This window comes from Arthrobacter sp. Soil736 (assembly GCF_001428005.1).
Classification (GTDB): Bacteria; Actinomycetota; Actinomycetes; order Actinomycetales; family Micrococcaceae; genus Arthrobacter.
Genome location: NZ_LMSB01000034.1, coordinates 355846 through 379894 on the forward strand (window position 1 = coordinate 355846; position 24049 = coordinate 379894).

Genomic DNA, 24049 nt, shown 5'->3' on the forward strand with positions numbered 1-24049 from the left:
AGTGACTCAGCTCATCACCACCGACCTGGTCGAGCTCGACCAGAACCTGGGCAATTCGCCCGAGGACGTGATCCGGCATCTGGCAGGCAGGGTTGCCGCCACCGGACGCGCGAGCGAAGTCGAAGGCCTCTTCACCGATGCCTTCGCCCGTGAGCAGAAGACCGCCACCGGCGTGCCCGGCGGCATCGCCATCCCGCACTGCCGCTCGGAAGCGGTGACCGAACCGACCCTCGCCATGGCACGGCTGTCCCAGCCGGTCGATTTCGGCGCGAAGGACGGTCCCGCCGACCTCATCTTCTTCATCGCAGCGCCGTCGGGTGCGGACCAGGAGCACCTCAAGCTGCTGTCCAAGCTGGCCCGCTCCCTGATCAAGAAGGACTTCACCGGGGCCCTGCGCGCCGCCACGTCCAGGGAAGAAATCGTCGAACTCGTGGAAGACGCCCTCGCGGACAAGCCGGCACCCGCAGTAGCGGCCGCCCCCGCGGAAAGCACCGGAGCCGGCGCAGCCGCCGGCGCCACCGCGGCAAAGGGCGGCCCCAAGCGGCTGGTTGCCGTCACGGCCTGCCCCACCGGCATCGCACACACCTACATGGCGGCCGACTCCCTCGTGGCCGCCGCCAAGGAAGTGGGCGTGGACCTGCAGGTCGAGACCCAGGGGTCCTCCGGCGCCAAGCCTCTCGACCCGGCCGTGATCGCCGCTGCCGACGCCGTAATTTTCGCGGTGGACGTGGACGTGCGCGGCAAGGAGCGGTTCGCCGGCAAACCCGTTATCAACGCCCCCGTCAAGCGCGGCATCGATGAACCCGCCAAGATGGTCCAGGAAGCACTGGCGGCGGCAGACAACCCGCACGCCCGCCGTGTTCCGCACTTCGGCGCAGAGGAGCAGGCCGAGGCAGAAGCCGCCGAAAAGGGCGAGCACATCGGCCAGAAACTGAAGAAGGCGCTCCTCACTGGCGTCAGCTACATGATTCCGTTCGTGGCCGGCGGCGGTCTGCTGATCGCCCTTGGCTTCCTGATGGGCGGGTACCTGATCACGCAGTTCGCCGACAAGATCGTCGTGGAGAACAGCATCTTCAACCTGCCCACGCAATTCCCGGACCAGGCGTGGGGTCCGCTGGGCGCATACCTCGGCGCCGTCCTCTTCAAGATCGGCGCGCTCTCACTGGGCTTCCTCGTTCCCGCCCTCGCAGGCTACATTGCCTACGCGATCGCTGACCGCCCGGGCATCGCGCCCGGCTTCGTCGCCGGCGCGGTCGCCGGATTCATGGGCGCAGGCTTCCTCGGCGGAATCGTCGGCGGCCTGCTGGCCGGTTATGTCGCCCACTCCATCGGCAGGATAAACGTGGCACGCTGGCTGCGCGGCCTGATGCCGGTAGTGATCATCCCGCTGCTCGCTTCAATCGTTGCCTCCGGCCTGATGTTCCTCATTCTGGGTGGTCCGATCGTGGGCATCACCAAGGGCCTGAACGCCTGGCTGTCCGGCTTGACCGGTGCCAGCGCAATCGTCCTCGGCATCATCCTGGGCCTCATGATGTGCTTCGACCTCGGTGGCCCCGTCAACAAGGTTGCGTACTCCTTTGCCGTCGCCGGCCTCGGGGCCGCCTCGCTGAACAACCAGGCTCCCTGGCAAATCATGGCGGCGGTCATGGCAGCAGGCATGGTGCCCCCGCTGGCCATGGCGTTGGCGTCCACAGTCCTCGACAAGAAGCGCTTCAGCCTCGCCGAACGCGAAAACGGCAAGGCAGCCTGGCTGCTCGGAGCGTCGTTCATCTCGGAAGGCGCCATTCCCTTCGCCGCCGCGGATCCGCTGCGCGTCATCCCGGCCAGCATGCTGGGCGGCGCAGTAACCGGCGCCATCTCGATGGCTTCCGGAGTGGGCTCAAAGGCCCCGCACGGCGGCATCTTCGTCTTCTTCGCCATCGACAACTTCATCATGTTCGTCGTCTCCATCCTCGTGGGCACCGTGGTTACCGCGCTGGCGGTAATTGCCCTCAAGCGCTGGGCTGCCAGGAAGGCCGTTGATACGGTGGAGAGCGTGCCCGTAACAGTCTGACCACCCCGCTGATCACCAGCACCACAATCCCCCACACTGCAATTGCAAGGAGCAGAAATGTCCGAACGTACCGCAACCGTCGCCAGCCGAGTAGGCCTGCACGCCCGCCCGGCAGCCATCTTCGCCGAGGCAGCCGGCGAGTTTGACCTCGACATCACCATCGCCCGCGAAGGGGAGCCTGCCGACGAAGCCATGGACGCCGCCAGCATCCTGTCCCTCATGAGCCTTGGCGCATCGCACGGCGACGTTGTGGTGCTCCGGGCCGACGGTGAAGGCGCCGACGCCGCCCTCGAACGCCTGGTCCAGATCCTGGAAACGGACCACGACGCCGAATAGGCCCAGCCAGTTCACGGCCGGTTTCCTCCGCAGCACCCGTCAGGGAGCTGCGGAGGCAACCGGCCATTGCTGTTTAAGTAAGCAAACTTAGTAGTTTCTTGTGTTTGGTCCGGGGCACCACTAGCTTGGATTTGGATGGTTGGATTTGTGGCCCCGCCGTTCGATACCGCCCCGGAGACCCGGGCTGAAGGAGGATGACAGAGTGGCAATTTTGCAGGAAAGCATCGCAGTCGAAGTTCCCGTCAGCACGGCCTACAACCAGTGGACGCAGTTCGAATCGTTCCCGCAGTTCATGAAGGGCGTCGAATCCGTCGAGCAGATCGACGAGACCTCGCTCCATTTCCGCATCAGAGTGGCGGGCATCAAACGCGAATTCGACGCCCAGGTCCTCGAGCAATCGCCTGACCAGTGCATTGCATGGGTGAGCAAGGACAAACCCCGCCATGCCGGCAGGGTCACGTTCGAAAACCTGGGCCGGGACCTTTGCCGGGTAAACGTGGAACTCAAATGGGAGCCGGAGGGGCTGGTGGAGAGGACCGGCGCCGCCGCACATGTGGACGAACAGCAGGTCTCCTCCGACCTGCTGCGCTTCAAGGAATTCATCGAGTCGCGCGGCATCGAAACGGGCGCCTGGCGCTCTGCCGTGCACCACGGTGAGGTCGACGCCCCTGACGCCCACTAACCCAATCAGAAGCCGGAGGTAGCCATGCCTGAGAAAAAGAACCCCAGCTTGAAAGATCCCGAACTGTACGAAGAGCTCCGTGAGGACGGGGCCTCGAAGCAGAAGGCAGCGCGCATCTCCAACGCGGCAGCCAAGAAGGGCCGGTCCGAAGTTGGCCGCAAGGGCGGCAAGTCCGGTGACTACGACGACTGGTCCGTGGCCCGGCTGAAGGCCAGGGCCAAGGAAATCGGCCTCAAAGGCTACTCGGACAAGAGGAAGAGCGAACTCATCTCAGCGCTCAGAAATTCCTGAGCGGAGTTCCCATGAGAACGCGTGGCAGGGTGCCCGCCTCCTCAGGCGCCCTTCCGCGCTGTCTTCGCGGCCGTAGTCTTGCTGGCGGCAGCCGTCTTCGCGGCGCTTCCGGCCTTCGCCGTACCGGTCTTAGCGGGAGTCTTGGCCGCGCTTCCTTCCTTGGCTGCGTCTGCCTTGGCTGCGTCGGTTTTCGCGGCACCGCTCCTGCCGGCCGCACTCCTGCTTGCCGTCTTTGCCGCGGGCTTGGCCTGCCCGTCGGAGTCCCCTCCACCGGCCGCTCCCCGTTTCCGGTCCAGGCTGCGCTTGAGGGCCTCCATGAGGTCGATCACCTCGCCGTTGCCGGACTCGGCGGCCGCCGCCCCGAACGTCTCTTCGGTGTCCAGGGAATCGCCCTTTTCCAGTTTGGCCTCGATGAGCTGGCGGAGCTGGGCCTGGTAATCGTCCGTGAACTGCTCCGGCTCGAAGTCGGAAGCCATGGACTCCACCAGCGCGGCGGACATTTCACGTTCCTGGGCGGAGATGCGGACCGAGGTTTCCAGGGCGGGAAAACCTGCCTCACGCACCTCGTCCGCCCACAGCAAGGCCTGCAGCATCAGGACGTCGTCGCGGATCCGCAGCGCCCCCAGGCGGGTCTTGTCCCGCAGCGCAAACTGCACGATCGCCACGCGTTCCGTGTCCTCGAGCGCCCGGCGCAGCAGCATGTAGGCCTTGGGCGACTTCGAATCCGGCTCCAGGTAGTAGCTCTTCTCGAACATGATGGGATCGAGCTGTTCCGCCGGCACGAACTGCACCACTTCGATCTCGTGGCTGTTCTCCGCCGGAATGGACTTGAGCTCCTCGCGGGAAAGGACCACCGTCCGGCCGTCGTCCTCGTAGGCCTTGTCGATGTCCGCATAGTCCACAATCGTGCTGCAGACCTCGCAGCGGCGCTGGTAGCGGATCCGGCCGCCGTCGGCGTTGTGGACCTGGTGGAGGCTGATGTCGTGGTCCTCGGTGGCGCTGTAGACCTTTACCGGGACGTTGACCAGCCCGAACGCAATGGCGCCTTTCCAGATGGCTCTCATGAGACAAGTGAACATCACACTGCGCCGGAGGTGAAGACCCGTGGCCGGCGGTAGGGAGCGCGTCCGGGTGGGCAGCCGGGAACTGACACTGACCAATCTGGACAAGGTGCTCTACCCTGCCACGGGCACCACCAAGGCGGATGTCCTCGCCTACTACGCTGCCGTGGCGCCGGTGCTGATTCCGGCGGCCGCCAACCGGCCGGCGACGCGCAAGCGGTGGGTCCATGGCGTGGGGACGGCCGAAGAGCCGGGCCAGGTGTTCTTCCAAAAGAACCTGGACAATTCCACCCCGGGCTGGGTTCCCCGTGCCGCGATCACCCACAAGACCAGCACCAACTACTATCCGCTGGTCAATGACCCCGCCACGCTGACCTGGCTGGCGCAGATCGCCTCGCTGGAGATCCATGTCCCGCAGTGGCGCGTGGACTCGCACGGCAATGCCCTGCCGCCGGACCGGATCGTCCTGGACCTGGATCCCGGCGAGGGCGCCGGCCTCCCGGAATGCGCGGAGGTGGCCAGGCTGGCGCGGGCCATCCTGAAGGACGTGGGACTGGATCCGGTTCCGGTCACGAGCGGCAGCAAGGGCATCCACCTGTACGCCGGTCTGGAGGGCACGCAGACCTCGGACCAGATTTCCGATTTCGCGCACGAACTGGCCCGGGCCCTTGAGGCCGACCACCCTGGCCTTGCCGTCAGCGACATGAAGAAGACGCTGAGAACGGGCAAGGTGCTGGTGGACTGGAGCCAGAACAACGCCGCCAAGACCACCATCGTCCCGTATTCGCTCCGCGGCCGGCTGACCCCCACCGTGGCCGCGCCGCGGACCTGGCGGGAGCTGAGCTCTGCATCCCTCCGGCAACTGGATTACGAGGAGGTCATGCGCCGCGTCGCGGCAGGCAAGGACCCCTTCGCCGTCGTTGACGAGAGCAGCGGACACGCAGGCGCCGCCCCGCACGGCCCGGCAGGCAGCGGCGGAAGCCACGCTTCCGTCCAACTCAGTGCCGGAACCTCCGCGGCCGGTAGCCACGGCGAAGAGTCCGACGGCGGCGCCCGCCGGAGCGGCGGCCACGAGGATCCGCGGCTCGACAGGTACCGGTCCCTGCGCGACCAGGGCGAGACGCCGGAGCCGTTTACGGCCGAGAAGCACCGTGGCGCCAGGTCCCGTGGCGAAGACGGGGACAGTTCCCGCGAGGACAGGGCCGACCAGCAGGCCGGCGCCGGGGAGACGGACGTGAAGGAGGTCTTCGTGATCCAGGAGCATCATGCCAGCCGCCTCCACTTCGACTTCCGGCTCGAGCACGAGGGCGTCCTGGTGTCCTGGGCCCTGCCCAAAGGCGTGCCGGAGACGGGATCCAAGAACCACCTGGCGGTCCAGACCGAGGACCACCCCATGGACTACGCCGAGTTCGAGGGCACCATCCCCAAGGGCCAGTACGGGGCCGGCACCGTGAGCGTCTGGGACAAAGGCACCTACGAACTGGAAAAGTGGGTCAACGGCAGGGAAGTCATTGCCACGCTGACGGGCCGGGAAGGCGGCGGGCTGGGCGGGACCAGGAAGTTCGCCCTGATCCATACCGGGCAGGGCCAGGGCGAGCAGTCTCAGTGGCTCATCCACCTGATGGACAAGCCTCACGGAGTCCGAGGCAAGCGCAGCGCCCCGCCGTCGGCGGCTCAGGATGACGAGCCGCATGACGGGGGGCCGCATGACGAAGCTACCCAGGACCATGCACCCCACGCCGCGTCCGCCGGCAGCGGCGGAAGTACCGTCATCGAGGACCCCGTCCCGATGCTGGCAACGGCCGGGACGCCGGCGGATCTCCACGGCAGCGACTGGCTGTTCGAACTAAAGTGGGACGGGATCAGGGCCCTGGTGGTGGCGGACAGCGGGAAAGTCCGGCTGCTCAGCCGCAACGGGAACGACATGTCCGCCAGTTACCCCGAACTGACCGACAGGAGCTGCTGGCCGCCGCAGGACTTCATCGCCGACGGTGAGATCATCGCCGTCGGGCCCGCCGGCAGGCCCGACTTCGGCGTCCTGCAGGGAAGGATGAAACTGACCAAGCCGGGCGACGTGCGGAGGGCCCGCGCAGCCATCCCCGTGCGGCTCATGCTCTTCGACCTGCTGGCCGACGCCGGACGTGACTTGCGCAGGCTCCCCCTCAAGGAACGGCGGGAACTCCTCGCCGATTTTTATAGCCCCTCGGACTGCCCCGTGGAACTGTCCGAAACGCTGGACGACCGTGTGGAACACATCCTGGACAGCGCGCGTGAACTTGGCCTTGAGGGCGTGATGGCCAAGCGCACGGACAGCCGCTACGTCAGCGGCCAGCGGAGCCGGTCCTGGATCAAGCTCAAGATCGAGCAGACCCAGGAGGTGGTGGTGGGCGGCTGGCGCCCCGGAAAGGGCGAACGGGCCGACACCGTGGGCTCGCTGCTGCTGGGCATACCGGACGGCAAGACACTGCGGTATGTGGGGCGCGTGGGCAGCGGTTTCAGCATGCGCGAACTCAAGGAACTGCGGCAAACGATGGACGGGCTGGCGCGCAAGACCTCACCGTTCGATGACGTGCCGGCCGCCGACGCAGCCGATGCCCATTGGGTCAGTCCCGCACTGGTGGGCGAGGTGACCTTCGGCGAGTGGACCGGCAGCGGAAAACTCAGGCATCCCGTGTGGCGCGGCTGGCGGCTGGACAAAGAGCCGGAGGACGTCGTCGCCGAATCCCAGCGCTGAGCCCCGTGACGCGCATATGGCCTGGGGACTCCCGAATTCGGTTGTCCCCAGGCCATATGAGCATCCTCAGGCCGGACTACGACGAGTGCGGCATCTGCGGGCGGCCGGTCCGGTGGACTGCAGTCACGGCTGCCTCCTGGCCCGCGCGGCCGTGGCTTGAGCCGCGGTCCTTGGGGTGGCGGCGCTTACCGTTGCCGTCCGGCCACTGCCGGCTTCCGCCCATGGCAGCGGTGACGGCCATGGTTTCCGGGGTGGGCAGCGGCGGCCTGTCCATGGATTCCGCCAGGTGTGCTGCCACGTCCGGCTTGATGGTGCTTCCCTTATTCTTGTCAGCCATTTGTTCTTCCTTTCCGCGATGAAATGAAGTGTTCACCCAATATAGGGTTGTAATTCCGGCCTGTCTGCTGGAATCAGAAGCGATCTGGCGCCCGTTCTCAGGCTGCTTCAACTGGCCGGCATCTGCGTCCAGCAACACGGGGCAACGCGGAGGCACAGCCTCAACGGGACGCGGCATTTGTGGTCGAATGCGGAAGGCGGGGCACGGCCTGCCTCGGCGGGAACCGATGGCTGCCATGCCGGCCCATTACTCAAAGATCAGTGTTCCCATGGCTCCACCATAGGCAGAAACAGGCCAACCGGGAACCCTCCTTCGGCCACTCAATCTTCGGCGCTGCTGCGGAAGGATCCCTCCCAGACAGCCCTGGATCCCGACTCCCCGATCTGCACCACGGTGAACACCGTTCCGCCGCACAGTACAAGGACCAGGACGACGGCGATCGCGCCCACTACGCGGGAACCGGCGGTTCCGAGCCTTCTCCGCAGCCCGTCCGCCTGCGTTGCGCCGTACCGGAACCACAGCCACTGCACCAGGGCCACGATGAATACGCCCACAACCCAGGACAACAGCGTCCCGCCCAGCTGCATGTGCGCCGTGATCCGGGGCGTTGAATCGACGCGCTCCAGCAGCCAGGCGCCCGCCGCAACGGTCACCGGCACCAGGACAAGCGCCAGGAGCGCCACCAGTGGCGTGACGATCCCCAGTCGCCGCCTGGCGGCGGGCCAGACGACGCTGAGCACCACGCAAAAGGCCGCCAGCGGGACAAAGACCACGGTGGCGTGGACGAGCAACACGTGCATTGGCAGGCCGGTGACCTCATAGTCCATGCCGAACACCCCTGTCTGGAATTATCGATCCCTGAAATCTTTGTCCCGCGGTACCGGATTACCGGGCATACCCACTCAGACGAGCGCCGGCGTCGAACGGTTCAATCGAGCGGTTCAATCGAGGCTTCAATCGCGGGCCCAGACGGCGTCCGCCAAGGGGCTGTCAGCAGGCGGCGAACACGACGTTTACCCCGAAAAACAGGCCTGAAACGGCCTCTTCCAGAAAAAGGTTTGGTAACGATCCCCTCCGCCCCTGCTTTCCGCAGGATTACGCGGTCAGATCGGTCAAAATAAATATGATTTATTGCCCGGCTGGGGCGCTGAACGGGTGATCATACGGCACGAAACTCTCGATTTCCATGGAAATCGCGTAAAATCGAAGGCCTGCCCGGAGCGGGGCAGCTACAAGTCGCAAGCAAATGACCTCCACAGGAGTCGCCCAAATGCCCACAGACCGAAGCACGACCGACTCTTCAGCAGGCGTTATGAACGCCAGCGGAACCAACAATATTGCACCCCCGGGTGTGAAAAAACCGAAGCTACTCGCACGTCGCCGGCTCAAGGAGTCCGACGTCAACGTCGTAGACCAGCCAATGCTTAAAAAGGCGCTCGGCGGCACGATCGTCGGCAACACCATGGAGTGGTACGACGTCGGCGTGTTCGGCTACCTGATCACCACCATGGGACCGGTGTTCCTGCCTGAGGCCGATAAGTCCGTGCAGACCCTGTTCCTCCTCGGAACCTTCGCCGCCACCTTTATCGCCCGACCCCTGGGCGGAGTCATCTTCGGCTGGCTCGGCGACAAGATCGGCCGCCAGAAGGTCCTCGCCGCCACGCTGATGCTGATGGCCGCGAGTACTTTCGCCGTCGGCCTACTGCCCGGCTATGCGCAGATCGGAATGTGGGCAGCGGCCCTGCTGGTGCTGCTCAAGCTGGTCCAGGGTTTCTCCACCGGCGGCGAGTACGCCGGTGCCACCACCTTTGTGAGCGAATACGCCCCGGACAAGCGCCGCGGCTTCTTCGCCAGCTTCCTGGACATGGGCAGCTACCTCGGCTTCGCCCTCGGCGCCGCCCTCGTCTCCGTGCTGCAGCTGACCCTGGGTCAGGGCGCCATGGAGGAGTGGGGCTGGAGGATCCCGTTCCTGGTTGCCGGACCGCTCGGCCTGATCGCGGTCTACTTCCGTAGCAAGATTGAGGAATCCCCGCAGTTCCAGGCCACACTGGATGCCCAGGAAGACCTCGCCAAGGACGCCACTGCCTCAGATGCCGCCGCGTCCAAGGGCCCGGTGGGCATTGTGAAGGCCTACTGGCGTTCGCTCATCGTAGCCATGATCCTGGTTGCCGCCGCGAACACCGCCGGCTACGCCCTGACGTCCTACATGCCGACGTACCTCACTGAGTCCAAGGGCTACGATCCGGTTCACGGCACGCTGCTGACCATCCCCGTGCTGGTCATCATGAGCCTGTGCATTCCGCTGACCGGAAAGCTCTCCGACCGCATCGGCCGCCGCCCGGTCCTGTGGATCGGTGCAGTGAGCACCGTCGTGCTGGCTACCCCTGCGTTCCTGCTGATCGGCATCGGCGGCGTCTGGTCGACACTGGCCGGACTGGCCCTCGTTGCCTTTCCCGTCACGTTCTACGTGGCGAACCTGGCCTCGGCCCTGCCGGCACAGTTCCCGACTGCCAGCCGTTACGGTGCCATGGGCATCGCCTACAACTTCTCGGTGGCAATCTTCGGCGGAACCACGCCGTTCATCGTGGCAGCACTGATCACGGCGACGGGCAACGACATGATGCCTGCGTACTACCTCATGGCCACTTCGGCCATCGGCGCCGTGGCCATCTACTTCCTGAAGGAATCGGCCAACCGTCCCCTGCCGGGTTCCATGCCCAGCGTGGACACCCAGGCGGAAGCCCGGGAGCTCGTAGCCACGCAGGATGAGAACCCGCTGATTGATCTCGACGAACTGCCGTTCGAGGACCTGGACCTGGACGCCGAACTGGACGCCGAACTCGAAAAGGTCCCTGCCAGGGCCTAATGCGATAACAGCCCCGCGTCCGCACTGACGAAGGCCTGCCCGGCGTGCCCTCCCGCGGGGGAAGCACGCCGGGCAGGCCTTCGCTCTGCCCGGCGTTGTGTTGCCCTCTGTTGTGCTGCCCTGTGCTGTGCTGCCCGGCGCTGTGCTATTTTTCCCATGGCGGTTCTCCCCGAGAGCGGCCGGCTGAGTGATAGGTGGTTTTTCCGTGCGGTCCGTTCTGCGCCATGTCAGGATCCTGCACAGCCTGGGACCGGCCAACAACGACCATCTCTCCGCCATTCGCGTGGCCATCAGCGTGGCGGTTCCGTCCCTCCTCCTGCTTCTGAGCGGGAGGCCCGAGCTGATCATCTACGCCGTATTCGGCGCACTGACCGGCATGTACGGGCGGTCCGAGCCGCACCAGCTGCGGCTGAGGCACCAGCTGCAGGCCGCGCTGGTCCTGCTGTCCGGCGTGGGGGTAGGCGTATTCCTCTCCGTCAATCAGCTCCATTCCTGGTGGCTCGTGGGCATAGAGGCATTACTGGCCGGCGCGGGCTCGATCTACTCCGACAAGGTGCGGCTCAAACCCAACGGCCCCTTCTTCGGCATCCTTGCCCTCGGTGCCTGCGCCTCCGTCCCCACGGTTGTTCCGTGGTACGTTGCGCTGCTCATTAGCGCTGGATCTGCGGGCTTTTCCCTTCTTGTGGGCTTTGGCGGCTGGGTGCGGCGCCGCGCCTGGAACACCGGGGCGGTGCGGGAAACTGTCCGGCTGCGTGGACGGCTCCGGCGCCAGGCCATCATCCACGCCGCTCGCTACACGGTGGCGGTGGGCGCCGCCGGGACCATCGGCGTCATCACAGGCAGCGGCCACTCGCACTGGGCAATGGCCGCCGCCGCGGTTCCCCTTGCAGGCGCCGACCTGCCCAGCAGCGTCCACCGCGGCATTCACCGCATCACGGGGACGCTGCTCGGACTGGTGGTCGTCGCCGTCGTGCTCCTGCCGGGCCCGTCGGCCCCCTTGCAATTTTTCCCGGGAGCCGAGGCCGCCGTCCTTGCCGTTCTGGTGATGGTCTTCCAATTCACCACCGAGCTGTTCATGGCCCGGCACTATGGGCTGGCGATGATCTCCTTCACGCCCGTCATTCTCCTGATGACGCAGCTGGCTGCGCCGGCCGACCCCCACGTGCTCATTGCCGAACGCGGCATTGAAACAGTTGTGGGTGCGGTGACCGGCATCCTCGTGGTGGTGTTCATCCGTTCGCGCCGGAGTCCTGTTCCTTCGGCCTCCGCGGCGGGCCGGCCATGAACCGGTCCGGCAGGATCCGGGCGGCCGCGGCAAGCACCTTGTAGCGCTTGGTGGGAATCGAGACCGCCTTCCCCCGCGCGTTGTCCGCCAGCCCTTCCCGGACCACGCGGCCCGGACGCAGCCAGGTCCAGCGCGGGACGACCGATATGTCCATCCCCATCCGGTCGTGGAACTCCGTGTGGACAAAACCGGGGCAGACCGCTGTGACCTTGACGCCCCGGTCCGCGTAAGCGAGGTTGGCCCACCGGCTGAAGCTGAGCAGCCACGCCTTGGCCGCGGAGTACGAGCCGCGGGGAAGGAACGCCGCCACGCTGGCCACATTGATGATCCGGCCGGAGCCGCGTTTCAGCATCCCCTGCAGGGCAGCGTGGCTGAGCACCATGGCGGTTTCCACGTGCAGTTTCAGGTGCTTCTTCTCGTCCTCGATGCTGTTTTCGTCAAAGTTGAGCAACAGCCCGATCCCGGCATTGTTCACCAGCACGTCCACCGGACGCGATGCGTCGGACAGGCGCGCGACGACGGCGAACACACCGGCGTCGTCCGTCAGGTCCGCGGACAGCACCTCGGCCGTGGCTCCGTACCGCCGCTGGAGTTCCTCTGCAGTTGCCTGAAGGCGTGCCTCGTCGCGTGCCACCAGCACGAGGTTGTGGCCCTGTTCGGCGAGCTGGCGGGCGAATTCAGCCCCGAGGCCGGCGGTGGCACCGGTGACAAGGGCTGTGGGGTGGGTGGTGTTCGGTGTCATGCCAACAGCCTAGCTTCGCGGCCGCGCCGGAGGCAGGGCTCTTGGCAGTACGCAGGGCATGACTGTTGGCATGACGCCGAACAGGACCGGAGATCATGCCGAGATCAGGCGAACCTGGCCAGCGGATTCTTGAGCCGTCCGGCCTTCTGCAGGCCGCCCGACGGGTCCGTGAGGTCCAGCATCTGCTGGTTGTTGCGCAGCTGCAGCCGGTTGAGGCAGGACAGTTCGAAGTCCGGGGCGAACAGGTCGTGGCGGGCAAACTGGTCCTCGAGCTCGGGATGCCGCAGCTGGTAATCCCGGATTGCCGCAGCGGCCGGCCCCCAGAAGTCGTCCCCGCTGAGCTTCCCGTCCTCCACCAGCAGCGCGTTGAGGAAACGGAAAATGCAGTCGAACACGTCGGTGAAAATCGCGAGGACCTTGTCGCCATCGGGGATGTCGGCCCGGATCCGTGCCACGGCATCCGGCAGGTCCAGGCGGTCCCCCATCACCACGATTTCCTCGGCGATGTCTTTCATGATGGCCCGGACCGGAACGCCGTCTTCGAGCACCAGGATCACGTTCTCGCCGTGCGGCATGAAGGCGAGCTCATACCGGTAGACACAGTGCACCAGGGGAACGAGGTAGGCGTCGAAGTAGCGGCGCAGCCACTCGGCGGGCGCCAGCCCCGACTGCTCCATGAGGGCAGAGACCATCGGCTTGCCAAGGGCGTCCACGTGCAGCAGCGACGCCATGGTGGCCAGTTGCTGGCCGTCCCTGAGCAGCGGCAGGGGACTCTCCCGCCACAGGGCCGACAGCATTTTCCGGTAGGGCGAGTCCTTGGCGGATCCTGCCTCGTAGCGGCCGTTGTGGTAGCCGATGGCCGCCGTCTCACTGATCATGGCGAACCCGCTGCGCTGGAGGGTGCTGTCCCGGGCGATGAGCCCGCTCAGCCAGTCGTTGATGGCCGGCGTGGCCTTCATGTACTGCGGGGATAGCCCCCGCATGAAACCCATGTTGAGGACGGACAGGGCGGTCTTGACGTAGCTCTTTCGTGGATCGTCTGTGTTAAAAAACGTCCTGATGGACTGCTGCGCCTGGTAGGTATCCGCTCCCGTGCCCAAGTGCACGATGTGCTTCCGGGCTATCTCGGCAGCGAAGGTCACGGTGATCTTGTTTTCCCACTGCCAGGGGTGGACCGGCATGAGGAAGTACTGCGCCGGGTCAAGCCCCTTCGCCCGGATCCCGGCCTCGAAGTTCGCGAGTCCGGCCTCCCCCAGTTCGGCCTCCAGGTGGCTCTGGTAGTCCAGCCCCTCGCCGGAGCTGAACACAGCCCTGCTGCGGTGCACGGCAATCCATTCCAGCTGCACGGGCGCGCCTGACTCCGGTGCGAACGCCTGGTAATCGGTGATGCCAAAGCCGAGACGGCCGTTATTTGCCACGAAGCACGGGTGGCCTTCGGTCATGCTCCGCTCGATCGCCTGGAAGTCGGCTGCAGGATCCGCCCCTCCCGTGACGCCGGCCGCGAGTTGCCTGGCAGTCGCCTGCCCCTTCCATTGCTTGAAGGCGTGGCTGGACAGCGTGCTGCTGATTTCCTCGAGGTACACGGGAAGCATCTCTTCCCGGATTCCCAGCATGTTCCGGAACTCACTGATGAAACTGAGCGCATCAGGGGCGGACTCCGCTCCGTTCCGGATGCAGCGGATGGAGGCGGCGTCGATGGACCAGTGGTCCAGGTCCAGCACCCGCGCGGCGAAGGAGTACTCCACGCTGCCGTCGTCGCTCAGGACCCGGTAGGCCGTGAGCGCCGGCGCCGCAGATGCCGTGATCATCTCAGGTGCCAGGATCCGCTCGTGGGAGAACTCGGCGAGCGCCTTGCGGACCAGGTGCCGGTTGGCCCGGTCCCACAGTTCGGGCTGGAGATGGGCGATGAATTGTCCACGCGATAGTTCAGATTCGAGTTCGATGATGGTCACAGTGAGGCTTCCTGTCCGGTGGTGGAGTGGTCGGTGGTGGAGTGGTCAGTGGTGGAGTGGTCTGTGGTGGAGTCACAAGTGCCCGGCTGGTGTGAGTTCGGCCCGTGGCTGGTCGGCCTGTGGAGGGAAGGGCCGCGGCGGGCAGTCCGTGCGGATTGGAAGTCGCCCTGGGTGCAGAAGCTGAGCAGCGCCTGCTTGTCCGGCAGGGTCACTACTCCCGCAGGCCTGAATCCGAGCCGTGAATTCAGCGCCTGGATCCTGGCGTTACGCGCATCGGGCTCCACCACCACACGGTCCACGCCGGGCTTCAGGAAGAGGCGCTCCAGGACCGCCTCCATGACATCGGCGGTGAAGCCGTGCCGCGGCTTTTCCGGAGGCGCCACGAGCAGGTGCATTCCGATGTCCCCGGGCTGCACGGCATAGGCCTGGTCCAGGGGCGAGTGCGCCGGCAGGTATTCCTCCATCAGGAAGGCGGGGACGCCGTCGTCGAGCCCGAGCAGCGCGTGGTGATGCCCGCTGGACTGGATTTTGGAGTATTCCTCCGCGACGTCCTCGACCGTCGCGGAGAGCATTCCCCAGAAGGAGGCATAGGGCCGGGTCACCCAGCCGTGGATGAGTGGCGCGTCGGCCGCCGCATCGAGGCAGCGGAACGTGAAGCTCATGCCGGCACCTCGGCGTGGGCCTGCACGCCGCCTGCCTGCGGTGTCTCCGGCTCAGCCGGCCTCACGCCTTCCGGCCCGGCGGTGCCCGGCGCGCCGAATTCCTGGAAGGCGATGCTCCGCTCCACCGGGTAAACCTCGCGTCCCGTGATTTCCCGCAGGATGCAGGAGTTCCGGTAGGCCGCCATGCCAAGGTCCGGCGTGACGAAGCCGTGGGTGTGGAGTTCGGCGTTCTGGACAAAGATTTCGCCGGGTTCGACGCCGGTGCTGTAGTTCCGCTGCACCGCAAACCTGCCGCTGCTGTCGCGCGAAATTCGGCCCTGCACGCCGGCGAGGAACGCCGGCTCACGGTAGGCGTACCCGGTGGCCAGCACCACCGCCTCGGTGTCGAGCCCGTAGCCGACGCCCTGCTCCCCGTGCCGCAGCTCCAGCCGGTGCGAATCCGTGGACGCGTCCCACGAAGCTCCGGTGAGCGCCGAGTGCGTCAGCAACCGGGTGTCCACCATGCCGGAAAGGCTCTTGGTGTAGAGGAGATCGTAGATGGCGTCTATGAGCTCGGAGTTGATGCCCTTGTAGAGGTTCTTCTGGCTCCGGACCAGCCCGTCCCGCTGTTCCTGCGGCAGGGAGTGGAAGTAGTCCACGTAGTCGGGAGACGTCATCTCCAGGGTGAGTTTGGTGTATTCCAGCGGGAAGAAGCGGCCGGACCGGGTGACCCAGTTGAGCTGGTACCCGTGGACGTCGATGTCCTGCAGCAGCTCGTAGTAGATCTCGGCCGCGCTCTGGCCGCTGCCCACGATAGTGATGCTGCGCCGTTGCTGGAGCTCACTCTTCCTCGCCAGGTAGTCGGCATTGTGGAGGACAAGACCGCCGGCCTTGGCTATCCCGGCACAGGCGCCGGGAATGTAGGGCGACGTGCCGGTGCCGAGCACAAGCCTCCGCGCGCGAAGCACCTCCCGCCCGTCCAGGCCGTTCACCGCAATCCGGTACACGCCGTCGTCGTAAGTGACCTCCGTGACCTCCGTGCCGAACCGGACCGAGTCCAGCTGGCCCGCCACCCACTGGCAGTACTGGTTGTACTCCGCCCGCAGCGGGTAGAAATTTTCCCGGATGTAGAAGCGGTAGAGCCTCCCGGTCTGTTTGAGGAAGTTCAGGAAGGAGTAGGGTGACGCCGGATCCGCCAGCGTCACCAGGTCGGCCAGGAAGGGGACCTGCAGGTGGGCCGGCTCGAGCATCATGCCGGGGTGCCAGTCGAAGGACTCCCGGCGCTCCAGGAACACGCCGTCCAGGCCGTCGACCGGTTCGCTCAAGGCGGCCAGTCCCAGGTTGAAGGGCCCGACGCCGATTCCGGCGAAGTCGTAAATGCGGCCTGCGCCGGAGGGGCTCAATGAAGGGGAGCTCAATGCCGACGTGCTCATGCGCGTGCCTCCCGGGCTGCAGCGGCGGATTCGCCCGCAGGCGCCGTGCCGGTCAGGCTCTCCCCTGCCCGCCGGACGAGCTCGATGATCTCCCGGATGTCCTCCAGCGTGGCCTCGGCGTTGAGCAGCGTGAACTTCAGGAAGTGCCGGCCCGCGACCTTGGTCCCGGCCACCACCGCTTGGCCCGAGGCAAAGACCGCGGCGCGGATGGCCGGGTTCAGGCTGTCCGCGAGGTCCTCGGACAGCCGCGTCCCGTCCGCGAGCACCGGCCGGTAGCGGAAGACCAGGGTGCTCAGTTGCGGCTCGGCCGCCAGTTCGAAGTCGGCATCCGCCGAGAGCACCGTTCCCACGCGGGCGGCGAGGTCGATCGCCTCGTCGAGGAGCGCACCGATGGCATCCGCCCCCATGATGCGGAGCGTGAGCCAAAGCTTGAGGGCGTCGAACCGGCGCGTGGTCTGGATGCTCTTGTCCACCTGGTTGGGGATCTCGGCCCTTGCGGCGGCTTCCGGGTTCAGGTAGTCGGCGTAATACGTCACGTGCCGGAGCATGGCGCCGTCCCGGACCAGGAGGGCGCTGGAGCTGACCGGCTGGAAGAACGTCTTGTGGAAGTCAACGGTGACGGAGTCGGCCAGCCGGATTCCGTCCAGGAGGTGCCGGTACCTGTTGGACACCATGAGCCCGCCGCCATATGCGGCATCCACGTGGAACCAGGCACCGTAGCCGCGGGCCAGGGCGGCGAGCTCGGCGAGCGGGTCCACGGCACCGAAGTCGGTGGTCCCCGCCGTGGCCACAACCGCCATCGGCACCAGGCCGGCGCTGCGCGCTGCCGCGATGGCCCCGGCCAGTTCGGAAGGATCCATCCGGTGGTCGGCGGCGCAGCCGACGGAGACGACGGCGTCGAAGCCCAGCCCGAGCATGGACGCCGACTTCCGGATGCTGAAGTGGCTGTCCGCCGACGTGAAGATCCGCAGCTTTTCCAGCAGTGCCGGGAGCCGGAGCCCGGCGTTCGCCGGATCGAGCCGCAGCTCCGCCACGGCGTGGTTCCGCGCGATCAGCAGCGCCTGGAAGTTGGACTGGCTGCCGCCGGAGGTGAACACGCCGTCCGCCCCGCTTCCCAGCTGCAGGCGGCCCGCCGTCCAGTCGATGAGGCGCCGCTCGATCATCGTGGCGCCCGCGCTCTGGTCCCATGTGTCCATGGACGAGTTCACGGCGGACAGGACGGCCTCCCCCACGAGCGCCGGAATGACCACCGGGCAGTTCAGGTGCGCGGCGTACTTGGCATCGTGGAAATAGACGGCGTCGCGCAGATACGTCTCCTGCAGCTCGTCGAGGGCGGCCGCCGTGTCGGGCAGGGGCAGGTCCAGGTCGACGGCGTCCACGCGGCTCTTCATCTCGGCAGGGCCGACGCCGGTGAACGGCTGAGAGGTCCGCTCAATTTTGGTGGCCACGGCGTTGACTCCCTGCAGCACCTGCGCCACGTACCGCGGCGCGTTGCGGGCGTTGAAGAGGTGGTTGCTGGCGGCGAGGGCCAGCTCCACCCCGGCCCCGAAGTCGACGTCCGGCGAAATGTTGCCGCGAAGACGGGAACCGGCCGTTGCCTCTCCTGCGGGATATCCGGTATCGGTTTCTTGGTCCACGCGTGTTTCGTCCACATCGGGCAGCAGGGTCATGGCAGTCATCCTTTTTTCGGGATCGGGTCCGCTCAGTTGCGGCGACCGCTACTAAGCAAGGCAAGCCTTACTTAGGACACCCTTTTAGTCAAACTTCAGTGATGTAATTCAAGAAATCCCCGAAAAGTGGCGGCTTTGCGCCGATATCCGGGGTCATTGACTTTCCTTCGCGGGGTGAATTACCCGAGAATGCCCCCTGCCGGGAGGGCGAGCGTGTTCCCGGGGGCTTGGGACACGGGTATCGCCGCAAGCCGGGCGCCGGAAAGTCATGCGGAGTAGAGTTCCTAGCACGCGGCCTTAGAGGCGGCAGGAAGCGGGGGGACGTGTCCGGCACTGAGCATGATCCGATCAATTTCAGGGAAATGGATTCCGAGGGGCGGCCCACCGGCTACGGGCGTATACCGGTCCCGGCCGGCACCGGGCTAAGCGGCGGAGCGCAGGCGGGAGCAGCTAACTTTGCCGGCACTGGTTTTGGCGTGGCCCAATTGGACGCGGCGGATTCACAGCCGGGCCGCCTCATGATCAACCCGTTCATCGCGGCCCTATGGGTCGTCGTTTCGGGGCTGATCGCCGCCTCGTTCGGGGCGTTCACGATTGCCCAGGAAACCGTCAATTCGGGCCCGACAGGTCCGTCCATGCCCCTGAGCTACATCTTGATCAGCTTCGCCCCGCACGTCATGTTCGCCGGACTCCTCGGCCTGCTGGGCCTCCTCTTCTGGCACGCAGCGCAATGGCGCCGGAACCGCGAATAGCAGCCCCCGCCGTCGTAAGTGAACCCTCCGTAAGTCGACCCCTGCGGCCGCCCAAAGTCACAGCGCGAACGAACACTTGTGGCCCCCCAACCGTGCATTTCCTGGGCCACAAGTGTTCGTTCGCGCTGCAGCTAACCGGCCGGGACTTCGCGCCCTGCAGGTCCTCCCGGGCCCCGGTCATCCGAGGCCGCCGGGGTGTCCGCGCTGCCGGTCAACCGACGCATCCGGAGCTCGTCCGCGACCTGGACGTACCAGGAGTGGGCACCGAAGGTCGGGCTGGGCGTATCCAGGTGCCGGTACAGCGCGTCTGCGAGTTCTACCAGCGCCGGTTCGGGCAGCGCCGCCACGGTTTCGGCCGGGTCCACGGTCTCGTCGAAGTACCGGGACAGATCTTCCTCGTTCATCGGGCGCTCCCCGCTTCAACCAGCCCGGCAAGCGTCCCGCCGGGAAAGGACTGAGGACTGATGTTGCCGGCAAGCGGTACGCCGGCCAGCGCTGATTCTGTGTCGGCTTCGCCGCCGTGATCGGTTTCGCCGCAGTGAATGGGGCAGACCGGAAGTTCGTCCGGCTCCAGGAGTGTCAGCCGAAAGTCGTCTGCATCCTCGAGGGCGGAGGCGGCCGCAACCCCGAGTTCGTGGTGCACTTCCACGTGCTCTCCGAGGGCATGATCCTCCGGCAAAGCCACCTGCTGCAGGTAGGACAGCACTGACTCGTCAAGGTGCGAGGCCTCGCGGAAATCCAGCGTGATCCTGGGGCAGGTAGAGAGCTTCTGCGCGCGCAGCAGCAGGTGAAGAAGTACGGGGAAGTTCGCCGGGGTCAGGCACCCGCTGACTTCCAGGGTGACATGCCCGGGATCCAGTTCCACCCATACCAGCACACGCAGTTTGTGATTCAAAGAATTCCCCAACGAGAGAGTCCGTCAGCCAACTGCATAGCCAGCCTGAATCGTATGTAATTGTCGCGGGGGTCACAAGTCCGGACCCGGCGCGGCTCCTTATCGAGCGGGCAGACCTAGACTGGAAAACATGGACGATACTGCACTGGAGACATCGGACCACGGATTCGCCGCTGCGGCGGGGCAGTTGCAGGATCTGGTGATCGACAGCAACGACGTCAGCAGCTTCCTGTCCGAGCTGTGCGAGTTTTCAGCCAAATCCTTCTCCGCCTCCATGGGCAGGGAGGTTGTCTGTGCCGTGACGCTGCACCGGCACCGGCGCCTGAACACGGCAGCCTGGAGCAGCCCGGACGCGCGCAGGTTCGACGAAATCCAGCACGGGTTCGGCGAGGGGCCGTGCCTCCACGCCATGGAAACCCAGACCACGGTGCTGGTGCGGGATACGCGCGCGGATCCGCTATGGCCGGACTACTGCCAGGCGATGGCAGCCCTGGGGCAACTAAGTGTCCTTGGTGTTCCGCTGGCCCTGGACGAGGGCGCCACGGCCGCGCTCAACATCTTCGCCAGCGTGCCTGATGCGTTCGATCCGGCCACCATAACGTCGGCGGAGCTTTTTGCTTCCCAGGCGCAGAGGGCCCTGCGCCTTGCGGTCCGCATCGGCGTCCGTCAGCAGCTGGCCGATGACCTCCGCGCGGCAATGGAATCGAGGACCACCATCGACCTCGCCGCGGGGATCATCATGGGACAGAACCGATGCTCCCAGAACGAAGCAATGGCCATCCTGACCAGGGCCTCCAGCGGGCGCAACATGAAGCTCCGGGATGTGGCCGCCGGACTGGTGAGCTCATTAGACGGTGCGCCGGTGGCCACGCACTTCGACTCCTAGCTCCGAACCAGCACGCTCCGCAGCATCACGTGCCCATGAGCTTGGGCGCAGCCTCCTCAGGCCAGTCAATGCACTGCGTGTAGATCTCGTGCTTGCGCAGGTAGCGTGCGGTGAAGGGGCAGTGCGGGATGATGCGCTTCCCGGCGGCCACGACGTCGTCCAAGGCGAAGTGCACGAGGACATTGGCGAGGCCCTGCCCCGCAAACTCCTCGGCCGTTTCGGTATGGATGAAGTCAACGTGTCCCGGTTTGTCCATGAACCGGATATGCACCGCCAGCTTCCCGCCCACGTGCAGCTCGTAGCGGTGGAGCGCATCGTTCCGGAAGGTGGTGACATCCGGGGTGAATTGGTCCTCGGTGGATACCGTGTTCTCCGTCATGGTTCGACATTGGCACTTAATGCCCGTGCTGGCAATGGCTCCGGCGCGAGGGCCGGAACGCGTCCCAGCAACAGGGCAGCGAGCGTAAAGCAGGCCGATCCGCCGCCCAGGAGCCCCAGCGTCAGTCCGTTGAACGCTGCGTCCGCCACCGGAACAAAGACGACGACGGCGGCCGTCACCACGGCGGCACGGGGCCGGCCGCGTGAGTGGACAGACGCCGTCGGCCGTTCCTCCAACCGCCCGAACAGGGCAATGGCGGGGAGCAGCAGGAGAACAACGCCCAGCAGCACCAGCGGACGGGACCACCACCATTCGGCAGTTCCGGAGGCGGGCTTGGGGAAGTCCGTGAGCAGGAGCAGCCCGGCCATCGCGCCCAACAGCGGCAGGTGCCAGAGGTAAACCGTCATCGACCGGCGGCCCGCGAGCGCCACCACGGCCCGGACCCAGCGAACGGAGCCGATCCTGTCCAGCGCGGGCCCCGAGAGCTGTAGCGTCGCGGCCTGCGAGACGCCCAGCAGGAAGAGGCAGAAATTCGGCGGGTTCAGGTTTACCAGCATGTTGTCCCGGTACAGGCCCAGCCCGGTAAGGACGCCCAGCAGCAGGTTACTTGCGGCGACCAGACCCACCAGCTGCGAGGCACGAAGCCGGGCGAGGTGGCCGTCCGCCATGAAAAAGCCGAGCTGCTGCACGGCACACCACAGGAAGATCATGTTGACGTAGGCGATGAGCGGCATGGCGCCGCGGAAACAGTCGACCGCCACCACCAGAGCCGCAAGCCCTGCCAGTGTCAGCCAGGGCGCCCGCCGGTGGAGCCGCTCCAGGAGCGGGATATTCAGCTGGGCTGCGAGGTAGGTGGCCAGGAACCACAGCGGCATGCCGGCCCCGCTGGCCAGGAGCTGCACCACCTGGGGGTCCACGCCCATTAGCAGGGCGCCCCACAGGCCCACGAACATCACGGCCAGCAGTGCAGCCGCCGGGCGGATGAGGCGCAGCAGCCGCGACTGGGCGAACCCGTAGCCGCTGCCTCCACGGTCCCGCAGCCTGCGCCAGGACTGCACGCCGGTAATGCCGCCTGCCACGAAGAACAGCGGCATCACCATGAAAATCCAGATGACGGGCTCGAACCAGTCCTGCTCGGCGAGGGTGTTTTCGGTGGTCACCGTTCCGTCGGGATGCAGCACCGGGCTGGTCATCATGCAGTGGCTGATCACTACCAGGGCCAGGCAGAAGAACCGGGCAAGGTCTATGGCCAGGTCGCGGGGCGGTGATGCCATGCCCAAGCCGGAGGAATCCGTGCCCACGCCGGATCTTGCCCGCTGCGCTGCACCATCCATGGCGCCCCTCCCCGACGCTGAACCGGCGAACCATTTTTCCAGGGTCCGTTGTTTTGTAGGGTCCATTGTCCGCCGGGACGGCGGCGAGGGCCAGCAGGCCGGCGGGCGAATCGCCGGCAGCCGGCGTCAGGGCTGGCCGGACTTCTGGCGCAGTTCCGCTTTCCGGATCTTGCCACTGGCGGTCCTGGGCATTTCATTGATGAAGACGACGGATTTGGGGATCTTGTACCGGGCGAGCTTCCCGTCCAGGTACGCCCTGAGTTGGTCCTCGCTGAGCTGCGCACCTTCGCGCAGGACCAGGACGGCCCGGGGCACTTCTCCCCACTTCTCGTCAGGCACCCCGATGACAGCGACGCTGCCGACGGCCTCGAGTTCGATGATGGCCTGCTCCACTTCCGCCGGGTAGATGTTCTCCCCGCCGGAGATGATCATGTCCTTGAGCCGGTCCGACACGAAGACAAAGCCGTCCGGGTCCTTGTAGCCCATGTCGCCGGACCTGAACCAGCCGCCGTCGGCATACGAGGCCGCGGATTCATCGGGGCGGCCCCAGTACCCGTGGATGACATTCGGGCCCTTGACCTGGATTTCTCCCACGGTTCCGACGGGCGACGGATCGCCGAGAGGGTCCGCGATCCGGACGTCCGTGAAGAAGTGCGGCAGCCCGGACGAGCCCGCCTTGTCCCGTGATCGTGAGGCGGGGAGCGTTGTGGCTCCCGGGGCCGTCTCCGTCATGCCGTAGCCGTTGGAAAATCTGAGGCCCCGAGCCTCGTATGCCTCCAGCACCCGCGTGGGAACTGCCGAGCCGCCGCAAGTCAGCTTGTTCAGCGAACTGATGTCCGCCGTCGCCCAGTCCGGGTGTTCGCAGAGCAGCTGGTAGGTGGTTGGAACGCCGCTGATGGTGGTGACGCTGTGCTGCTCAATGAGCTGCAGGGTCCGCGACGCATCGAACTTGGGCTCCAGGACGACGGTCCCGCCCTTGAGGAGGGTCGGGAGCACCCCCATGTTCAATGAAGCCACGTGGAACATCGGCGAAATCATCAGGGCCACGTCCGTAGAAGCGAAGTCGAAATCCACGATGACGTTGATGCAGTTCCAGGTGATGTTTCCGTGGGTCAGCAGGGCGCCCTTGGGATGCCCGGTGGTTCCCGAGGTATAGAGGATCATGGCACCGTCGTCCAGGCCTACGGGCTCGTCCGGGGCCACGTCCGCGCCGGACGCCACAGCGTCTTCGTAGCCTTCCGCCGCCGGCGATTCCGCCGCGGCAGGAGAGGCGCCGCCGCCGCGGGCGTTAGCGCCGGCGTCGTGATTGCCTCCTGCGCGGAGGTCGTCGACGACGATCCGCCGACGCACCGCGGTCCCCGCACCGCCGCGGACCGCCAGGTCCGAAAGGCTGTCTGCGTGCACCAGCAGGACTGCACCGCAGTCCCGGAGCTGGTACTGGATTTCCGGGGGCGCCAGCCGCGTGTTAAGCGGGACGAAGACGGCCCCCGCCAGACCGCAGGCAAACAGCGTTTCCAGGAAGGACGGATCGTTCTCCCCCAGGTAGGCCACCCGGTCCCCGCGGCCCACGCCGCGGTCCCGGAAGGCGTTGGCGAGCCGGGCGGAGCGTTCCGCCAACTGCTCGTAGCTGACCTCCCGGCCTCCGGCGATGAGTGCTGCCTTGTTGCCCGACTTCGGGCGGCGCCGTTGCAGCCACGAGCCGATGCCAAAATTTTCCACG

General features: G+C 66.2%; 21 protein-coding genes and 1 pseudogene. 9 read left to right on the forward strand and 13 right to left on the reverse strand.

All coding sequences use genetic code 11. From position 1 onward, the window contains the following. Nucleotide 1 precedes the first annotated feature (1 nt). The 4 genes from ASG92_RS18685 to ASG92_RS18700 all read left to right on the forward strand — a co-directional run bounded on the left by ASG92_RS18685 (nucleotide 2) and on the right by ASG92_RS18700 (nucleotide 3362). On the forward strand, nucleotides 2–2053 hold the full coding sequence (locus ASG92_RS18685; RefSeq protein ID WP_056631561.1) for a fructose-specific PTS transporter subunit EIIC: 2052 nt from the start codon (nucleotides 2–4) through the stop codon (nucleotides 2051–2053). A gap of 57 nt (nucleotides 2054–2110) precedes the next feature. After that, nucleotides 2111–2389, forward strand: a complete 279-nt coding sequence (locus ASG92_RS18690) for an HPr family phosphocarrier protein (RefSeq protein WP_056631563.1) — start codon at nucleotides 2111–2113, stop codon at nucleotides 2387–2389. Nucleotides 2390–2591: 202 nt separating this feature from the next. Beyond that, complete coding sequence (locus tag ASG92_RS18695; RefSeq protein ID WP_056631566.1) at nucleotides 2592–3071, forward strand: SRPBCC family protein; 480 nt, start codon at nucleotides 2592–2594, stop codon at nucleotides 3069–3071. 24 nt (nucleotides 3072–3095) lie between these two features. Further along, nucleotides 3096–3362 carry a Rho termination factor N-terminal domain-containing protein gene (locus tag ASG92_RS18700; RefSeq protein WP_056631569.1) on the forward strand — a complete coding sequence of 89 codons (267 nt, stop codon included), beginning with the start codon at nucleotides 3096–3098 and terminating at the stop codon, nucleotides 3360–3362. 41 nt (nucleotides 3363–3403) lie between these two features. Here the strand turns inward: ASG92_RS18700 and ASG92_RS18705 are convergent, their stop codons facing one another. Continuing rightward, nucleotides 3404–4426, reverse strand: a complete 1023-nt coding sequence (locus ASG92_RS18705; RefSeq protein ID WP_056631572.1) for a Ku protein — start codon at nucleotides 4424–4426, stop codon at nucleotides 3404–3406. A gap of 40 nt (nucleotides 4427–4466) precedes the next feature. On the opposite strand from ASG92_RS18705, the gene ASG92_RS18710 reads away from it, so the two are divergent. Beyond that, nucleotides 4467–7157, forward strand: a complete 2691-nt coding sequence (locus tag ASG92_RS18710; protein WP_056631573.1) for an ATP-dependent DNA ligase — start codon at nucleotides 4467–4469, stop codon at nucleotides 7155–7157. Nucleotides 7158–7233: 76 nt separating this feature from the next. On the opposite strand, the gene ASG92_RS18715 is transcribed toward ASG92_RS18710, so the two are convergent. Both ASG92_RS18715 and ASG92_RS18720 read right to left on the reverse strand, forming a co-directional pair. Beyond that, nucleotides 7234–7494, reverse strand: a complete 261-nt coding sequence (locus ASG92_RS18715) for a hypothetical protein (RefSeq protein WP_056631579.1) — start codon at nucleotides 7492–7494, stop codon at nucleotides 7234–7236. Between the two features lie 320 nt (nucleotides 7495–7814). Further along, complete coding sequence (locus ASG92_RS18720) at nucleotides 7815–8321, reverse strand: DUF2231 domain-containing protein (protein WP_056632204.1); 507 nt, start codon at nucleotides 8319–8321, stop codon at nucleotides 7815–7817. A 443-nt stretch (nucleotides 8322–8764) separates the two neighbouring features. On the opposite strand from ASG92_RS18720, the gene ASG92_RS18725 reads away from it, so the two are divergent. Further along, nucleotides 8765–10360, forward strand: coding sequence for an MFS transporter (locus tag ASG92_RS18725; RefSeq protein ID WP_056631582.1), 1596 nt, complete (start codon nucleotides 8765–8767; stop codon nucleotides 10358–10360). A gap of 205 nt (nucleotides 10361–10565) precedes the next feature. Further along, nucleotides 10566–11645, forward strand: a complete 1080-nt coding sequence (locus ASG92_RS18730; RefSeq protein ID WP_056631584.1) for an FUSC family protein — start codon at nucleotides 10566–10568, stop codon at nucleotides 11643–11645. Here the strand turns inward: ASG92_RS18730 and ASG92_RS18735 are convergent. From ASG92_RS18735 to ASG92_RS18755, 5 genes and pseudogenes are all read right to left on the reverse strand, one after another. Further along, nucleotides 11590–12387: an SDR family oxidoreductase gene (locus ASG92_RS18735; RefSeq protein WP_056631586.1), complete on the reverse strand. Its 798-nt coding sequence runs from the start codon at nucleotides 12385–12387 to the stop codon at nucleotides 11590–11592. The genes ASG92_RS18730 and ASG92_RS18735 overlap by 56 nt on opposite strands. A gap of 104 nt (nucleotides 12388–12491) precedes the next feature. Further along, nucleotides 12492–14339: an IucA/IucC family siderophore biosynthesis protein gene (locus ASG92_RS18740; RefSeq protein WP_056631587.1), complete on the reverse strand. Its 1848-nt coding sequence runs from the start codon at nucleotides 14337–14339 to the stop codon at nucleotides 12492–12494. A 146-nt stretch (nucleotides 14340–14485) separates the two neighbouring features. Continuing rightward, nucleotides 14486–15001: pseudogene (locus ASG92_RS18745) on the reverse strand (GNAT family N-acetyltransferase); the annotation flags it as partial. Beyond that, on the reverse strand, nucleotides 14998–16413 hold the full coding sequence (locus tag ASG92_RS18750; RefSeq protein WP_056631588.1) for a lysine N(6)-hydroxylase/L-ornithine N(5)-oxygenase family protein: 1416 nt from the start codon (nucleotides 16411–16413) through the stop codon (nucleotides 14998–15000). The pseudogene ASG92_RS18745 and the gene ASG92_RS18750, both read right to left, overlap by 4 nt. Then, entirely contained in the window at nucleotides 16410–18083 is a 1674-nt protein-coding gene (locus ASG92_RS18755; RefSeq protein ID WP_082579597.1) for an aspartate aminotransferase family protein, read from the reverse strand. Before ASG92_RS18755 ends, ASG92_RS18750 begins: the two co-directional genes overlap by 4 nt. Before the next feature lie 323 nt (nucleotides 18084–18406). Between ASG92_RS18755 and ASG92_RS18760 the strand changes: the two genes are divergently transcribed. Next, nucleotides 18407–18835, forward strand: coding sequence for a hypothetical protein (locus ASG92_RS18760; RefSeq protein WP_056631589.1), 429 nt, complete (start codon nucleotides 18407–18409; stop codon nucleotides 18833–18835). A 131-nt stretch (nucleotides 18836–18966) separates the two neighbouring features. Here the strand turns inward: ASG92_RS18760 and ASG92_RS18765 are convergent, their stop codons facing one another. Together ASG92_RS18765 and ASG92_RS18770 are read right to left on the reverse strand one after the other, a co-directional pair. Beyond that, on the reverse strand, nucleotides 18967–19239 hold the full coding sequence (locus ASG92_RS18765; RefSeq protein ID WP_056631591.1) for a hypothetical protein: 273 nt from the start codon (nucleotides 19237–19239) through the stop codon (nucleotides 18967–18969). Then, the gene (locus tag ASG92_RS18770) at nucleotides 19236–19730 is read right to left on the reverse strand and encodes a hypothetical protein (protein WP_157372274.1); all 495 of its coding nucleotides are present in this window, start codon (nucleotides 19728–19730) and stop codon (nucleotides 19236–19238) included. Before ASG92_RS18770 ends, ASG92_RS18765 begins: the two co-directional genes overlap by 4 nt. A 130-nt stretch (nucleotides 19731–19860) precedes the next feature. On the opposite strand from ASG92_RS18770, the gene ASG92_RS18775 reads away from it, so the two are divergent. Continuing rightward, nucleotides 19861–20616 carry a GAF and ANTAR domain-containing protein gene (locus tag ASG92_RS18775; protein WP_056631598.1) on the forward strand — a complete coding sequence of 252 codons (756 nt, stop codon included), beginning with the start codon at nucleotides 19861–19863 and terminating at the stop codon, nucleotides 20614–20616. A 25-nt stretch (nucleotides 20617–20641) separates the two neighbouring features. Here ASG92_RS18775 and ASG92_RS18780 read toward each other — a convergent pair whose 3' ends face one another. The 3 genes from ASG92_RS18780 to ASG92_RS18790 all read right to left on the reverse strand — a co-directional run bounded on the left by ASG92_RS18780 (nucleotide 20642) and on the right by ASG92_RS18790 (nucleotide 24048). Continuing rightward, the gene (locus ASG92_RS18780) at nucleotides 20642–20995 is read right to left on the reverse strand and encodes a GNAT family N-acetyltransferase (protein ID WP_056631607.1); all 354 of its coding nucleotides are present in this window, start codon (nucleotides 20993–20995) and stop codon (nucleotides 20642–20644) included. Beyond that, complete coding sequence (locus ASG92_RS18785; protein ID WP_056632210.1) at nucleotides 20992–22269, reverse strand: acyltransferase; 1278 nt, start codon at nucleotides 22267–22269, stop codon at nucleotides 20992–20994. Before ASG92_RS18785 ends, ASG92_RS18780 begins: the two co-directional genes overlap by 4 nt. Before the next feature lie 186 nt (nucleotides 22270–22455). Further along, on the reverse strand, nucleotides 22456–24048 hold the full coding sequence (locus ASG92_RS18790; RefSeq protein ID WP_056631610.1) for a long-chain fatty acid--CoA ligase: 1593 nt from the start codon (nucleotides 24046–24048) through the stop codon (nucleotides 22456–22458). Between the last annotated feature and the right edge of the window lies 1 nt (nucleotide 24049).